Here is a 15,701-nt window from a genome sequence, read left to right on the forward strand (position 1 = left end):
TTACTCCCGATATCCCCCACCCGTATCCCAGCTCCGACCGGTAGTTCCGGGGCATTTCCGGGCCAAGGTCCCGCTCAGGCGCTCTCCGTATCGTCATCGTCCGTCACCTCCTCCCATCGCCGCATGGAGTCTTCGATCAGGGTGTTGGCGTGGTTCCGCGCATCAGCCAGGAACTTGGCGTGGTAGCGGAAGGGGACCTGGATGCTCTGCCCAGCCCGGCGCGCACACTCTGCGGGGTCGACGCCGGAGGCCAACCAGAACGAGATGCCGGCGTGGCGCAGGTCGTAGGGACGCTTGGCCAGGTCAAGGGCGTGCTCGTCAAGCGTGAGAACAGCCTCACGCGCTCGCCCCCAGGTGATGCCGTACGCCGAGGCGTCGATGCAGTTCCCCTCTGCGTTGCAGAACAGGCGCCCGTCGCGTGCAACGCCGAAGTTTCCTATGTGCTCGCGCAACATGCGGACGAGCACCGGAGGAATTGGCACCGGGCGTGTCGCCTTGACTGCTCGCCGCTTCAGGGAGTGGATCTCGTGGACGGCGCCGTCATCCGTCCACCCCTTACCGGCAGTCACGTCGCCGCCCTTCAGGTTCAGAAGGCCCCAGCCGCTCGCCGGCAGACGGCACTGGGATTTCTGTAGATGGATCACCTCGGCTGGGCGCATGGCGGCGTAGTACATGCAGCCGAAGAAGGCGTACAGATGAGGGCCACGGCCGGGTAGGGCCCTGACTGCGGCTAGCAGTCGGGCAACCTGAGCCGGGTTCGGCACGCAGTCGGGATCGACTTCATCGGCGGCTTCCGGCGCCGTCCACCGAAGACCGACCAGCGGGTTCTGCGCGAAGTATCCGCGTTCCACGGCTAGGCCAAACACCTCGTTGACCGCAGCCTTCTTTCGCTTCACGGTCTTCGCGGCAGCGGCCGTTCCATCGACCTTCCGACAGAGTGCGTCGAGGCCGCGCCGCAGCACATCGGAATCATCCAACTCACCTACAGGCAGCGAGTGGCGCTGCAGCCAGTCCAATGCCGCCTGCCATTCTTCTGACGCATCGACCTTCCAGGCGTTCTGAGACGTCATCTCATTTGGGGCGTTCGATAGGCTCCCGTGTGGGGATCGTTGAGCGGCTGGTGCCGGATGAGCTGTGGGAGTTGTACCAGCGAGTGGTGCCGGAGGCGCCGAGTCGACCTCAGGGAGGTGGCCGACGCCGGCACGGTGACAGGGAGGTGCTGGCTGCGATCGTGTTCGTGGCCACGGCGGGCTGCACATGGCAGCAGCTGCCGGCCACCTCGTTCGGACCGTCGGGGCCCACGGCGCATCGGCGTTTCACCGAGTGGTCGAAGGCCCGGGTGTGGGCGAAGCTTCACCGCCTGGTCCTCGACGAACTCGGCTCCCGGGGTGAACTGGACTGGTCGCGCTGCGCGATCGACTCGGTGAACATGCGAGCCCTGAAAAGGGGGACCTGACAGGTCCGAATCCGGTGGATCGGGGCAAGTACGGCTCGAAGATCCACTTGATCACCGAGCGGACCGGTTTGCCCATCTCCATCGGCATCTCCGGCGCGAATCTGCACGACAGTCAGGCCCTCGAACCGCTCGTGCGCGGCATCCCACCCATCCGCTCCCGCCGCGGTCCGCGCCGACGGCGGCCGGCCAAACTCCACGGCGACAAGGGCTACGACTACGACCACCTGCGCCGATGGTTACGCCAGCGCGGCATCCGGCACCGCATCGCCCGCAAAGGCATCGAGTCGTCCCAGCGGCTGGGACGGCACCGCTGGACCATCGAACGCACCATGGCCTGGCTCGCTGGATGCCGCCGCCTGCACCGCCGTTACGAACGCAAGGCCATCCACTTCCTGGCCTTCACCAGCATCGCCTGCACCCTCATTTGCTACCGCAGACTCACCAAATGAGATGGCTTCTAAGGTGCCGGCCCGACGAGGTCTCAGAGTCCTACGCCTTTCTGAATACCTAACGGTGTCAGGTAGATCTCCTACTGCTCAAAGTCCGATCGCCTGACTAGCGTCGTGTCCTGGCGATGAAGAGCCGGCACCGCACCCCCTCTGACGGGGCGAAGGAGCTCTGCGCCGCACTGCGCCGGTGCCCATGCCCGGCCGGCCCCTCGCCTTGCCCCCAGAAGAAGCTTACAAGGAGATCACCCGTGTTCGAGCGTGCGGCCGGATTGGCGATTCGCCGATCTCGGCTGGTCCTGGTCGTCGCCGCCCTGGCCGTGGCCCTTATGGGGGTCGTGGGAGCGGGCGCCTTCGACAAGCTGAAGGGGGGTGGCTTCGATGACCCGGCCTCTCCCTCCACCCGGGCATCGAAGGTCATCGACGAGAAGTTCGGCGGCGAGACCAACCTCGTTCTGCTGGTCGGCTCCCCCGCCGGCCGCATCGACACCCCCGCCCACCGAGAGACCGGCCAAGCCCTGGTGGCCGAGATCAAAAGGGACAAGCGGCTCAGCAACGTCGTCTCGTACTGGGAAACCAACAGCCCAGAGCTGCTCTCCAAGGACGGCCGCGAGGCCATGGTGCTCACCCACGTGAGAGGCGACGACACCCAGCAGCGGAAATACGCCAAGGCGATCCTCGACACCTACGGCGGCACCTACAGGAACACCCTCACCGTCCAGGCCGGAGGGGGCGCCGCCGTGGGCGCAGACCTCTCGAACCAGGTGGTCGAGGATCTGATCCTCGCCGAAGGGATCGCCATACCGCTGACTCTCGTACTGCTCCTGTTCGTCTTCGGCAGCGTGGTCGCGGCCCTGCTGCCGCTGATCATCGCGCTGATCGCCATCATGGGATCGTTCGCCCAGCTCTTCCTGCTCGGCAGCGTCACCGATGTCGCCGACACCGCGACCAACCTCACCACCGCCCTGGGCCTGGGACTAGGCATCGACTACGCCCTACTGATGGTCAGCCGCTTCCGGGAGCAGCTCGCGGCCGGGGTGAGCGTGGACGACGCCGTCCGGCGCACCGTACACACAGCGGGCCGCACCGTCGCCTTCTCCGCCGCGACCGTCGCGGCCGCCCTGGCGGCACTCCTGGTGTTCCCGCAGTACTTCCTGCGCTCCTTCGGCTTCGCCGGAGTCGGCGTCGTCGCGATCGCAGCCCTGAGCACCCTGTTCGTGATGCCGGCCCTGCTGAAGGTTCTAGGGCACCGGGTCAACAGCGGGCGGCTGCCGTGGGCGAAGACGCGGAACTCCGCCGCCCGCGCACCCCTGTGGGGACGGGTGGCGCGCACCGTCATGCGGCGGCCCGCGCTCACCGCACTGCCCGTCCTCGCGGTGCTGTTCTTCGCGGCCAGCCCGCTGCTGAACATCACCTTCGGCACGCCGGACGAACGCGTGCTGCCCAAGGACGCCGAAAGCCGCCAGGTCTCGCAGGCACTGCGCGAGAAGTTCGGCGGCAGCGAGGACTCGGCCCTCCACATCGCCATCAACCAGCCCGTGGACAAGACCCCGCTGGCGTCGTACGCGGTCCAACTGGCCGCGCTCAAGGGCGTCGAGCGCGTCGAGACCAACACGGGAACCCACACCGCGGGCCAATCCACGGCGACCGGGCCGGGCAACCCGACCCTGGGCCGACCCGACGCACAGCAGATCAGCGTGATGAGCGGCCTGACACCGAAGTCGGACGCGGCGCAGAGCCTCGTCGAGCTGGTGCGCTCGGCCACCTCTCCCCCAGGGACACACCCCCTGCTCGGCGGAACGGACGCCGAACTCGTCGACTCCAAGGAATCCATCGGCGACCGGCTCCCCGTGGCCGTGGCCCTGATCGTCGTCACGACCTTCCTGCTGCTCTTCCTGTTCACCGGCAGCATCGTGCAGCCGCTGCGCGCACTGGTCCTGAACGTGATCAGCCTGGGAGCCACCCTCGGCGTGATGACCTGGATCTTCCAGGACGGCACCCTCTCCTCACTGCTCGGCTTCACCGCACAGCCGATGGAGATGACGATGACCGTGCTGATGTTCTGCATCGCCTTCGGCCTCTCCATGGACTACGAGGTCTTCGTCACCAGCAGGATCAAGGAACTCCACGATCAGGGAGCGGACAACGAGACCGCCGTGGGCAACGGACTCGGCCACACCGGAAGCATCGTCAGCGCGGCGGCCTGCCTGCTCGCGGTGAGCTTCTTCGCCTTCGGCACCTCCAAGCTCAGCTTCATGCAGATGTTCGGCCTCGGCAGCGGACTGGCCATCCTCATCGACGCCATCGCCGTACGCGGCGTCCTGGTCCCCGCCGCGATGCGGATGCTCGGCCGCTCGGCCTGGTACGCGCCCGACTTCCTGCGCAGACTCCACAACCGCTACGGCCTCAGCGAGGGCGGACCCGAGCCGACCTCCGCATCCGGACGCGCGGCGGTGGCTCCGGCACCCACGGTGAACTCGACCAGGGGCTGACCAGCAAGCGCCTGGTCGAGTTCGGTTCCCGTCCGTCCCCGCGCCACCGCGAGGCGGCACGGCGGCGAGCTGCCTGTCCGGATGGCCTGATCATGCAGGACCACTGGTAACACGGGGCACGCTTCAACACCGCCGGGGCCCGGTACGGGCCCCGGCGCTTAGGAATCCAAAACCGAGTTTTGAGGAGAAGGCCGTGATCTTCCACATCATCCGCTTGACGCCCAAGCCCGACCTGAGCGAGGAGCAGCTCACGGCTTGCCTCGACCTTCTACGCCAGGTCGGCGAGACCAGTTCCGCCGTGAAGTCGTACGTGGTCGGCCCACACCCCACCGGAGGCTTCGCATACGGAGCCGTGTTCGTGATCGAAGACCTCGACGGCTACTACGATTACATGAACGATCCCGCGCACGTCCGCCTTGAACTCGAAGGTATCGGATATCTCGCGCGGTTTGAGGCCTTCGACATAACGGACTCCGCCGACCCCGAGATCAAAGCAAAGATCGAGCAGGTACAGGCTCGCCATTTCGCCGAACACCCCGAGATCGCCGCACCCGTGGCACAGGCCACCTCTTTCACCATGCCCGGCGGCGAAGACACAACGATCCCGTCGTCCTGAGCGGAGAAATCCTGCCGGGCGCTCCACGGCCACACCCCTGACGAGGCGCCAGGCGTAAAGCGCACATTCAGACCGCGCCCAGCGCGCTACAACCCGCGGAACAGGAGCTCGCAATGAACACGAACGACCCGATCGACCGACTCAAGGATGCGATCAACTCGCACGACCCTCACCAGGTCGCTGACTGCTTCACCGCCAACTACCGGTCCGAGACCCCGCATCGGCCGCAAGACGGCTTCACCGGGAATGACCGGGTGCTCATGAACTGGACCGCCATCTTCGGTCGGCTGCCCGACATCCAGGCCGAGGTTCTGCGCCGCGCCACGGCCGATGCCGAACTCTGGTCGGAATGGGAGATGGTCGGCACAGCCCCGGACGGCACCCAGGCCGTCATGCGTGGGCCAGTCATCATGACGACCCGCGACGGACGCATCGACTGGACACGTTTCTATCTCAGCCCTGTCGCGGTCGATGTCAATGGATCTGCTGACTGAGGGGCCTCGCGTTTTTCGGGCCGGAATCTGACTGTTTTTTTCCTGTTGCGGGCCGCGTTGCATACGGCCCGTGATATCACAGGCGTCTGATAGTGGTCGTCCATCGCATACCCGATGACTTCCTTTGTGCAGCAGTCAATGAGCCTCTCTCATCCTGTACTGGAGGGTGAAATAGGCTGTTCAGAGGGTGTGATGACGAGGCAGGGCCCCTCGTCGTTGGCGTGGTGACTCCACTCATCACACCGGCGACCGAAGGGGCCCTGTTGGTTCCGTATCGTGCCACCCTCGACGTCATGTATGAGCTCGTCGAGCATGTTTCCTGGCTGCTGTACGAGCACCTCCGGGCCCGCAACACCCGCTGGTGCGAGCTCGGCTGATTCAAGCAGGCGATCCTCACGCTGGTCCACCTGCGTAGGAACAGATATTAATGAGCAAGATCGGTAAACGGCGGCGCACGGCCGGATCGGCGCCGTATCATGCCCATAAGACGGTGTCAGAAAGTCGCTGCGCTAAAGAACTTGAGGAGCACCCTTTCTGTACGATCTGGCGGGTGCAGACAATCCAGGACGACGACACCGTCGGTCTCCTCCCCCCGTTCCGGCCGTACGGACCGGGGGCCTCGTGGGATACGCACGCGTGTCCACCAAGGGGCAACTGCTCGACCGGCAGATCCACGCACTCACCGAAGCCGGGTGCATCCGGATCTCCGCCGACAAGAAGTCGGGCAAGAATGCCGAGCGCGAGGAACTGTGGAAGGCCCTCAACTTCCTGCGCGAGGGCGACACCCTCGTCGTCCCGTCGCTGGACCGGCTCGGCCGCTCCATCCAGGACCTCATCGCCATCGTGTCCGGCCTGCGCAAGCGCGGCATCGGCTTCACCTCGCTGCACGAAGCGCTCGACACGACCCCGCCCGGCGGGCGCCTGGTCTTCCACGTCTTCGCGGCCCTGGCGGAGTTCATCCGCGAACTCATCGTCCAGGGCACTAACGAAGGCCTGGACGCCGCCCGCACCCGCGGCGCCCGCCTCGGCCGCCCGCCGGCCTTGACCGACGAACAGGTACGTCACGCCCGCGACCTGTTCGCCCGCCCGGAGAACACCGTCACCTCGATCGCGAAGCTCCTCGGCGTCTCCCGCAACACCATCTACAACTACCTGCCCGAACTACAGGGCGGCCGTCTCACGCTCACTGAGTCGAGCAACACGGCAGAACTGCCCCGACCCTCCAGGCCAGAGGACTGATCACCGCCGTTTGCGGCTGGTGACAGAGTTCTTACCGGCACCCCAAGTAGCCAGACAGGACATCACCGTGGACAATAAGATCCGCCTTATTCCCGTTTCCGAAGAAGACCTCGGGCTCCTCGACATCCTGTTCAACGCCAGCCCGGAATCCGACGAGGCATTCGACTGGTTCGGTTTTTCCGATCCCATGGCCAAGCGCAGGCACTGGTCGGAGAATGGCCTGCTCACCGCCGACTCAGGCACACTCACGGTCGTGAGCGGCCAGGAGGCACTGGGAATGGTCTCCTGGCGGCCCGTCCCTTACGGGCCGCTCAACCGCGGCTGGAACATCGGCATAGGTCTCCGCCACGAAGTTCGCGGTCAGGGCATCGGCACACAGGCCCAGGCATTGCTCGCCCGGTACCTCTTCGCTCATACCGAGGTAAACCGCATCGACGCGCACACGAATGTGAAAAACATTGCCGAGCAACGTGCCCTGGAGAAGGCTGGCTTTACGCGTGAAGGCGTGTTGAGGGGCGCCCAGTTCCGCAATGGTTGTTACCACGACATGGTCGTATACGGAATCGTCCGCAGCGAAGTCACTCTCGACTGAGAACTCAGGGGTATTACATGAAGCGGATCCGTCCGGTTCGTTCCGTTGCCCGTGGCGTCATGTCATGTCCTGTTCTGGGGCCGGGAAGCAGAGCAGGCACGGCGCAGGTGATCATGTGGTTGTCGAGACCCACGAGAACCGAACGAGACCGTGCCTGCCCCTCCATCATCTGCCATGCCCGTCGCGCTGGAGCACCTGGCCCACGCTTCTTCTTCCGCGCCCCTCATCGACGCAGCGGGCCTGCACAGCCCGATCACCGGCATCGGACCGGCCCCGATCAGGGTGTGCGAGGAAGAGCCCTCGTAGACGGGTCGGTAGCAGCCGGGGCACAGTCGGCAGTCCTGTCCGATGGCATCAGTGACCGGCTGTCGACCGAGATCGAGTACAGCCAGCCGGTGATCTACAAGCACTTCGCATCATTGGAGGATCTGGTCGGGGCCATCGCACTGGAGGGCTTCGCTGAACTCGCGGAAGCCCTCGGCGATGCTCGACGCCACGCAGCACCGGCCGAGGCGGGCAGCGCGGTTGTTCGCGCATACAACACTTACGCCACGGAGAATCCGGCGCTGTATGAGCCGATGTTCCCCCGCGCCATGCGGCTCCGATTCGGTATCGAGAGCCCTGCAACACAGCCGTCAGCCGCGTACGCCGAATTGCGTACGGCCGTGGCCACGATCGCTTGAGAACAAGACGTCGACACCCTCACCGAGGTTCTGTGGGCAGCGCTGCATGGATTAGCGACACTCAGTCGCAATGACCGCCTACGGTCAGACCGCGGCATCGACCGCCTTGATCTTCTTGTCGCCCAGTTCTGCGCCACTGGCTCTCGACAGCTGACACGCAACCATGGTGATTCCTCGTGCCCAACCACCTCGTACACGCTTGGCCGTAGACCTTTGAGGTGACGGTGCTGGCAGTGGTCCCGCTGGAAACCCGAGGAAAGAGCGGTCCGTTGGCGCCGGGCTGGTCACGTGGAAGCTACGTCGACTCCACCATCTGAGATTCACCTGGCCTGCGGCCGTTGTCGCTGCTGGCTGCGGGTGGTTGACCCTTGTGCGCGGGGCGCGCGGTGTGCCCGGCGCGCACGGGGACGGTCGGGGCGGTCGGGGGCGGGTCGGGAATGGCGCGAAGCGCCGCCCTGCCCCTGTTCGGGGCGGAAGGACGACGTCTTCGAGGCGAACGGACGGCGTCCCGTCCTCAGGCAGGCACCCGTGAGAGCGCGCCCACGATCTCATCTACGCGGGTCTTGGCGTCGCCAAAGAGCATCTGGGAGTTCTCCCGGAAGAACAGCGGGTTCTGCACTCCGGCGTAGCCCGCGGCCATGGACCGCTTGAAGACCACCACGTTCTTGGCCTCCCATACCTTCAGCACCGGCATGCCGGCGATCGGCGATCCCGGGTCCTCGGCCGCAGACGGGTTGACGGTGTCGTTGGCTCCGATGACGAGCACGACGTCGGTATCGACCAGGTCGTCGTTGATCTCGTCCATCTCCAGGACGATGTCGTAGGGCACCTTGGCCTCGGCCAGGAGGACATTCATGTGGCCCGGGAGGCGGCCGGCGACCGGGTGGATACCGAAGCGCACGTCGACGCCCTTCTCACGCAGGAGCCGGGTCAACTCCGCAACCGGATACTGCGCTTGCGCGACCGCCATGCCGTAGCCGGGGGTGATCACGACGGACGAGGCCGACGACAGGAGCTCAGCGGTGTCCTCCGCGGAGATCTCACGGTGCTCACCGTAGTCCTCACCGCCTGAGGGGCCGACCTCGATTCCGAACCCGCCGGCGATGACCGAGATGAACGAGCGGTTCATGGCCTTGCACATGATGTAGGACAGGTACGCACCCGAGGAGCCGACCAGTGCGCCGGTGACGATCAGCAGGTCGTTCTCCAGGAGGAATCCCGAAGCGGCGGCCGCCCAGCCGGAGTAGCTGTTGAGCATGGAGACGACCACAGGCATGTCACCACCGCCGATGGAGGCGACCAGGTGCAGGCCGAGCGCCAGCGCCAGCGCCGTGACCGCGATCAGCAACCCCATCCCGGGGGTGATGACATAGAACACGGTGAGCACTACGAAGGCGACCAGCGCCCCGACATTGATTGCGTTCTTGCCCGGCAGGACCAGCGGAGCGGACTTGATCCGGGCCGAGAGCTTCAGGAAGGCGATGATCGAGCCGGTGAAGGTGACCGCGCCGATGAAGACGCCGACGAAGACCTCCGTGCGGTGGATTCCGTCCGCGTCCGGGACCGCCTCCAGGTGTCCGTTCCAGCCGATCAGTACGGCGACGAGGCCGACGAAGGAGTGCAGCAGCGCGATCAGCTCGGGCATGTCGGTCATCTCCACGACCTTTGCGCGCCACAGGCCGATGACCGCGCCGACCGCGATGGCGGCCACGAGGACGATGACAGAAGTGGCCGAACCGGCGTCAGTGACCTGCAGGATCGTGGCGGCGAGCGCGATCACCATCCCCGCGACGCCGTACAGCCACCCCTGGGAGGCGGTCTCGTGCTTGGAGAGTCCGGCGAGCGCCAGGATGAAGAGGAGAGCGGCGATGAGGTAGGCCGCACCGGAAATTGAAAGGATGTCCATTTTTCAGCTCATGCCTTCCGGAACATGGTGAGCATCCGGCGAGTCACGGCGAAGCCGCCGAAGATGTTGATCGAGGCGAGCAGCGTGGCGACGCCGGCGAGTACCAGAACCACGTTGTCGGTCGAGGTCAGTTGAAGCAGTGCACCCACCACGACGATTCCCGAGACCGCGTTGGTCACCGACATCAGCGGCGTGTGCAGTGCGTGGTGCACATGCCCGATCACATAGAGGCCGACCACGACGGCGAGGGTCAGCACGGTGAAGTGCTGGGTGATCCCCGAGGGCGCCCACGCGTTGAGCAGGAAGAGGGCCAGTGATCCCACACCGACCAACGCCACCTGCGCCTTCGGGGAGAGCTTCTTCGCCGCCTTCGTCTCCGGCGGCTGCACCGCGGCGGCCGCCACCGGGGCCGCCGAAACCTGCACCCGCGGCGGCGGCCACAGCACGTCGCCTCGGTGAACCACCGTCAGTCCGCGCTGCACGGCATCCTCAAGGTCCAGCACGACCTGCCCGTCCTTGCCCGGGGCGAGCAGCTTCATCAGGTTGACCAGATTGGCGCCGTAGAGCTGGGACGCCTGGTCCGGAAGGCGCGCCGGGAGGTCGGTGTAGCCGATGATCGTCACACCGTTGCCGGTCGTGATGACTTCGTCCTTGACCGAGCCCTCGACGTTGCCCCCTTGCCCGGCGGCCATGTCGACGATGACGCTGCCCGGCTTCATGGAAGCGACATCGGCGGCGGTGATCAACCGCGGCGCAGGCCGCCCCGGGATCAAGGCCGTGGTGATGATGATGTCCACGTCCGCGGCCTGCTCGGAGTAGATCTCCGCGGCCCGCTTGTCGTACGCCTCGGATGTCGCCTTCGCGTATCCGTCGGTGGACTGCTCGACCTCGACGTCCACGGGCAGATACGAACCGCCCAGCGACTTCACCTGGTCGGCCACCTCGGGCCGTGGGTCGGTGGCGCGAACGATCGCGCCCAGGGAGACGGCCGCACCGATCGCGGCCAGGCCCGCCACACCGGCACCGGCGACGAGCACCTTGGCCGGCGGTACCTTGCCCGCCGCGGTGACCTGCCCGGTGAAGAACCGGCCGAAATGGTGCGCTGCTTCGATCACCGCACGGTAGCCTCCGATGTTCGCCTGGCTGGAGAGGATGTCCAGTGACTGCGCCCGGGATATGCGCGGCACCGCGTCCATCGCAAAGGCGTCGACCTTATGTGCGGCGAGTGCCGCCAGCAAGTCGCCGTTGACAGCCGGGGCCAGCGGGGCGACGAGCTTCGCCCCCTCCTTGAGCCGCTCCACTTCTGACAGTTCCGGCGCGTTCACCCGGAAGACCAGATCGGCCCCCCACGCCTCCTCGGCCGTGCAGATCGCGGCACCGGCTTGGGTATATGCCTCGTCCGAGATTCTCGAACGGGCACCCGCACCCGTCTCGATCACCACTTCGAAACCCAACCCGGTCAACTGTCTGACCGTGGCGGGCGTGGCCGCCACCCGGGTCTCCCCGGACTTGGTCTCTCGGGTCACTCCAATGCGCATCCTGAGCTCTTTCGTCTAGTAGTTCGTACGTTGTGTTGTGCATGGAGAGGACTGCCCAACGTGCCACGGCCTCAGCACTCACATGCTTTCTCGTGGCCCGTAGCCCGTAGCCCGTGGCGCGAATGCAGGAACAGCCGTCGCGGCTGACCGAAAGCAGACAAGGCCTCCGGCCGGCCGCGACCTGCGCCACGCCGGCCATCGTGCCGCTCAGACCTTTCGCCGCCCAGCCGGGCATCGCGCCAGGCCGAGCCATGGTAGGACCTCACGTCTGTGTGCCCGGCGGCCCCTCCTCTCGGCGCCAACCCCAGGTCATCGGCTTCGACTTGGAGTACAGGCCATGCCGGGCCCGGGACCGGCGGCTCGTGTGCAGGCCGCGAAACACAACGGCCGACCGCTCACCCATGGACCGGGCCGGCCGTTGGTCCCGGGGGCGGGGCTTCGGTCGATTCAGCGCTTGGCCTCAAGAGAGCCACGCAAGGGGGCGTCCGCCCCAGCGGATTCCCTTCTCGCTGCGGATGCGGGCGCGTTCACGTCGTGCGGCGGCCAGGATGGAGGTAGCGCACGGCGTGGGTACGGTGGTAGGTGGCGGGCAGCCGGCCGGGGTGCTTCTGGACGGTCCAGCCCGAGCCCGCGGTGGGACGGATCCCGAGCGGGCCGAACTCGTCGAAGGCGAAGACCCGGTCCGGGAAGCGGTCCAGGACCTCCTCGATCCGGTCCAGCTTCGCCTCTCGCTCGGGGGCGGGGGATTCCTTCCACGTTTTGGTGCGCTGGAAGGTGACACCGCGGCGGGCGAGCAGGCAGCGTAATGCCTCGCGGCCGATCCGGATGACCCGGCCGTGGACTCTCCGCAGGTAGGCGACCAGCTTGCGCAGCGACCAGCGGGTGAAGGGCTGACCGAGCTTGGTGGGGCGAGTGGTAGCCGTCCGGATGACGAAATCCTTGTCGTCAGGGCTGAGCAGGCGGGGACGGCCTCCCGCCCACTGAGGGTCCAGGCAGGCCATGCCGATCTCGTTGAACCGGTGGATCACATCCGGACGGTGTCCTCGTCGGCCTGCACCAGCTGGGCGATCACCGGCATCCGGTTCCCGCCGGCCGACGCCAGCAGCATCTTCGCCCGCCGGTAGCGCACCGAACTGGTGCTGCCCCGGCGCACGATCTGCTGCAGCTTCTGCCCCTCCTGGTCCATCAGTCTGCGCACACGGACAGGCTCAGCCACCGCGCCTCCAGCGGTCGGATCGGACGTCACCCCACATCCAACCGCCACGACCACCAAACCGGCGGACCTATGCGGTCACAGCACTAGCAAGCACTCTCAAGGAGGGCTACCAGGACAGCTCTCCTGACTCCTCCTGGAAGGTTCCTGTCGGGCCGTCCGCCTCGAGAGTCGCCCAACGCACGACGACCTTGGCACTCTCCTCCGGCGTCCGTCCGACGCCGAATGCCGCCGTGAGGTCGGTCGCGGTGGTGCCCGGCTCGATCGCGTTGAACTTGATGCCCGGCTCAGACTTGGCGTACTGGACCGTCAACATGGTGACAGCTGCCTTGCTCGCGGAGTAGAAGGCCACCGGCAGGTTGAATTCCGGCCGCTCCGGATTGGTCACGGCCCAGAACGACCCGGCGCTGCTCGACAGGTTGACCACGGTGGGGTTGGCGGACTTGCGCAGCAGGGGAAGCCCGGCCTCGGTCACACGGACCACGCCCACCACATTGGTGTCGAAGGCGTGGAGAGCCGTCGGGCCGTCGGCGGCTCCGTACCCCAGAACTCCCGCGTTGTTCACCAGGATGTCGAGCCGGCCCTCAGCGGCGTCGATCGTCGCGAGGGCCTTGCTCACCGACGCGTCGTCGGTGACGTCGAGCTGCACGAAGCGTGCGCCGAGCGTTGCCGCGGCCTTCTCGCCTCGTTCCACATCACGAGCACCGACATAAACGAGGTGGCCCAGCTCGCGAAGCTGCTTAGCAGTCTCGAAACCGATTCCCTTGTTGGCTCCTGTGATGAGTGCGACGGCCATGCTTTCTCCTCCTGAAATAAGTGGTAAGAGCGGACCCGTGGGAACGCCCGTCGATACTTGGCAGAGCCACCCGGTTCGCGCACGATGTGTTGCACGGCTCGGCTGGTGAAGCCATCGGCCACGTTATTGCACCGTCTTTCTACGCGACCAGAGCCCTCCGCAGCCTGGGGAGTCACAGGACCCCCTTTGCGCGGCACCGACCCGTCCGTCAAGGCCTATGCTGGCTTTATGAGCACGACGTCCAATGCCCTTGGTTCCCATCTGCGCGCCCGGCGCGAGCCGGTGGCGGCCAAGCAAGCTGGAATCCCCGTATCGGTGTACGGCGTGCGCCTGGAGCCCGGGGCGGGCGACGGGGGAAACCACGAAGCCTTTCCCTCTCGGCTTCCGCGGGCCGACCGTCATTGCTCACATCACAGGGTGATGAGCGTCACCGAGCGCCGCATCACAAAGCGGTAATTTCAAACAGATTATCATCCATTTCTTCTGACCTCCCATGGCGATCTCGGACTTGGCCGGGATTGCCGCCCAGGGTGAAATCGCGGAACCTCAGCGGCGATCGGAATAGAGGCCGTAAGGGCAGGGTTAGAAGGTGGCGAAGGACGGCAAAACCGTGAAATCCAGGCGCCGCATCAACAATGCGGTCGCGAGCGGCCCCGCCCCGGGACTGTCACACAGAAAGGGTATCCAATGTCTGAAAACGAGCTGCGCGCTTTTTACCTGCGCTACATCGACCACCTCAACGCCCACAAATTCGACGGCATGGACCAGTTCATCAACGATGAGACGACGCTGAACGGTGTGCCGGCCACCCGGGATGATCTCCTCGCGGTGCAGAAGAACGACGTGGACGCGGTTCCCGACCTTCACTGGGAGCTGCAGGAACTGCTCTTCGACGGTGACCGTATCGCGGCGCGTCTGATCAACACGGGAACTCCGGTGAAGGAGTGGCTGGGGGTTCCTGCCACCGGCGCCTCGTTCGAGATTGTCGAGTTCGCCATCTATCAGGTGCGCGATGGGCGGTTCATCCACATGACGGCGCTGCATGACGCCGCCAAGATGCGCGAACAGCTGACGGCCGCCTGACCGTACCTCAACGGTCGGGGCCCCGCGCCGAGTCGGGGGCGGGGGCATGAAGAGCGCGCTCGGCTTTCCGAGGATTCCATCTCCTCGGGAAGCCGAGCGCTTTTGCTGCGCCACGGGGCCGTCCGCACCCGCTGTCGGCCTCCTCGGGCGGACGATTGCTCGCCGGCAGGCGCGTGATGCGTTTCACGAGCCAGAGTTGACCACGCGGCGGCTCGGGCATCGATGAGCCCGGTCTCCTGAGATTTTCGGATGTCCCCCACTCCCCGATGGCGACGTGTGCGGGTCTGGGCTCCCCTGTGAAGCCGCGTCCCAAGCCTTGCTTACCCTCCTGAGGGCTTCACGTGCACTCAGGACCGGTTGCGCACGCATCAGTCCGCAACGGGGCCGCATGGGTGGGTCGCCGCCGCTCCGCGCGTACCTGACGAGAAGAGGCCCGGTTCGGAAACCGGGCCTCCATCTGTTGGGACTCCTCAGCCGTGATGAAGTTGCTGGATCCTCTCCTCGTGGCTGCTGGTGAAGTCCGGGTCCGTATAGACGTGGATCTTGCTGATCAGGTGGCCGCGGAACGTGAAGACGTTGCAGAAGAGACCCAGCGAAACCTTACCGTCGGGCCAGGGCTTGCCGTCGCGGGTGGTACCCCATTCGCGTCCCTCGACGATCACGCGATCGCCGCTCGTCATGATGTCCAATCCCTCGATGTCGTGTTCCAGGGTCTGCAGATCCAGGCGTCGAGCCAGCTCGGCGATGGCCTCCTTGCCGTGCCCAAAACCGTACTTGGGGAAGTAGTACTCGATGTCACCCGTGAGGAGATCCCCGAAACCCGGGTCCGCCCGGTCCACGCGCCTGAAGAACTCTCTGACGGTTTCGTGCCGCTGAGCCAGCGTTTCATCGTCCACATTGCTGATCAACACTGCCGTGACCTGCCTCTGTTCCATTCCGGGTATCCGAAGGGGTTTGCTGGGGTGGGTGTCGCATCCGCCGGACCGGCCCGCATCAGGGTTGACCGCGCGACGGGAGCCGCATGCATACGCAAGGTCCTCGCCGGAACCAGGGGCGAGTGCCGTTTGGCGGCCCGGTCCGGCAGGGTGATACTCCCGACATCACCCAGGCCCGACAGCCGGCAATCCCTGTTCCGGACAAGGCGGTT

The 15,701-nt window shown here is 65.9% G+C and carries 14 protein-coding genes and 2 pseudogenes; 10 read left to right on the top strand and 6 right to left on the bottom strand.

What is annotated here, in order from left to right:
• Positions 1–74 precede the first annotated feature (74 nt).
• A complete protein-coding gene (locus tag ACWDGI_RS30080; protein WP_450764284.1) occupies positions 75–1,070 on the bottom strand; it encodes a tyrosine-type recombinase/integrase in 996 nt (331 codons plus the stop codon).
• Between the two features lie 35 nt (positions 1,071–1,105).
• Between ACWDGI_RS30080 and ACWDGI_RS30085 the strand changes: the two genes are divergently transcribed.
• The 9 genes and pseudogenes from ACWDGI_RS30085 to ACWDGI_RS30125 all read left to right on the top strand — a co-directional run bounded on the left by ACWDGI_RS30085 (position 1,106) and on the right by ACWDGI_RS30125 (position 8,018).
• Positions 1,106–1,905, top strand: a protein-coding gene (locus ACWDGI_RS30085) for an IS5 family transposase (protein ID WP_450764367.1) whose coding sequence is annotated in 2 segments (ribosomal slippage) — positions 1,106–1,441 and positions 1,444–1,905 — 798 coding nt in all. Because the reading frame shifts where the segments join, the coding sequence is not laid out codon by codon here.
• A 248-nt stretch (positions 1,906–2,153) separates the two neighbouring features.
• The gene (locus ACWDGI_RS30090; RefSeq protein WP_450764286.1) at positions 2,154–4,394 is read left to right on the top strand and encodes an MMPL family transporter; all 2,241 of its coding nucleotides are present in this window, start codon (positions 2,154–2,156) and stop codon (positions 4,392–4,394) included.
• A gap of 193 nt (positions 4,395–4,587) precedes the next feature.
• Positions 4,588–5,010: a Dabb family protein gene (locus ACWDGI_RS30095; protein WP_450764288.1), complete on the top strand. Its 423-nt coding sequence runs from the start codon at positions 4,588–4,590 to the stop codon at positions 5,008–5,010.
• A 113-nt stretch (positions 5,011–5,123) separates the two neighbouring features.
• Positions 5,124–5,504: a nuclear transport factor 2 family protein gene (locus tag ACWDGI_RS30100; protein ID WP_450764290.1), complete on the top strand. Its 381-nt coding sequence runs from the start codon at positions 5,124–5,126 to the stop codon at positions 5,502–5,504.
• 221 nt (positions 5,505–5,725) lie between these two features.
• Positions 5,726–5,878 (top strand): annotated as a pseudogene (locus ACWDGI_RS30105) (IS5/IS1182 family transposase); the annotation flags it as partial.
• Positions 5,879–6,140: 262 nt separating this feature from the next.
• Entirely contained in the window at positions 6,141–6,743 is a 603-nt protein-coding gene (locus ACWDGI_RS30110; RefSeq protein ID WP_450764292.1) for a recombinase family protein, read from the top strand.
• 67 nt (positions 6,744–6,810) lie between these two features.
• Positions 6,811–7,335: a GNAT family N-acetyltransferase gene (locus tag ACWDGI_RS30115; protein ID WP_450764294.1), complete on the top strand. Its 525-nt coding sequence runs from the start codon at positions 6,811–6,813 to the stop codon at positions 7,333–7,335.
• A 174-nt stretch (positions 7,336–7,509) separates the two neighbouring features.
• Positions 7,510–7,641 (top strand): hypothetical protein, encoded by a 132-nt coding sequence (locus tag ACWDGI_RS30120; RefSeq protein WP_450764296.1) that lies wholly within the window; start codon positions 7,510–7,512, stop codon positions 7,639–7,641.
• 89 nt (positions 7,642–7,730) lie between these two features.
• Positions 7,731–8,018 (top strand): hypothetical protein, encoded by a 288-nt coding sequence (locus tag ACWDGI_RS30125; RefSeq protein WP_450764298.1) that lies wholly within the window; start codon positions 7,731–7,733, stop codon positions 8,016–8,018.
• A gap of 514 nt (positions 8,019–8,532) precedes the next feature.
• Here ACWDGI_RS30125 and pntB read toward each other — a convergent pair.
• From pntB to ACWDGI_RS30145, 4 genes and pseudogenes are all read right to left on the bottom strand, one after another.
• Entirely contained in the window at positions 8,533–9,924 is a 1,392-nt protein-coding gene (gene pntB, locus ACWDGI_RS30130) for a Re/Si-specific NAD(P)(+) transhydrogenase subunit beta (protein ID WP_450764299.1), read from the bottom strand.
• Positions 9,925–9,932: 8 nt separating this feature from the next.
• A complete protein-coding gene (locus tag ACWDGI_RS30135; protein WP_450764301.1) occupies positions 9,933–11,462 on the bottom strand; it encodes a Re/Si-specific NAD(P)(+) transhydrogenase subunit alpha in 1,530 nt (509 codons plus the stop codon).
• Positions 11,463–12,010: 548 nt separating this feature from the next.
• Positions 12,011–12,678, bottom strand: a pseudogene (locus tag ACWDGI_RS30140) (helix-turn-helix domain-containing protein); the annotation flags it as partial.
• A 106-nt stretch (positions 12,679–12,784) separates the two neighbouring features.
• Positions 12,785–13,471, bottom strand: a complete 687-nt coding sequence (locus ACWDGI_RS30145) for an SDR family NAD(P)-dependent oxidoreductase (protein WP_450764303.1) — start codon at positions 13,469–13,471, stop codon at positions 12,785–12,787.
• A gap of 687 nt (positions 13,472–14,158) precedes the next feature.
• Between ACWDGI_RS30145 and ACWDGI_RS30150 the strand changes: the two genes are divergently transcribed.
• On the top strand, positions 14,159–14,554 hold the full coding sequence (locus ACWDGI_RS30150; protein WP_450489245.1) for an ester cyclase: 396 nt from the start codon (positions 14,159–14,161) through the stop codon (positions 14,552–14,554).
• Positions 14,555–15,024: 470 nt separating this feature from the next.
• On the opposite strand, the gene ACWDGI_RS30155 is transcribed toward ACWDGI_RS30150, so the two are convergent.
• Positions 15,025–15,489 carry a nuclear transport factor 2 family protein gene (locus ACWDGI_RS30155; protein WP_450489247.1) on the bottom strand — a complete coding sequence of 155 codons (465 nt, stop codon included), beginning with the start codon at positions 15,487–15,489 and terminating at the stop codon, positions 15,025–15,027.
• Positions 15,490–15,701: the final 212 nt, after the last annotated feature.

The sequence above is a fragment of the Streptomyces sp. NPDC001220 genome (assembly GCF_053597895.1).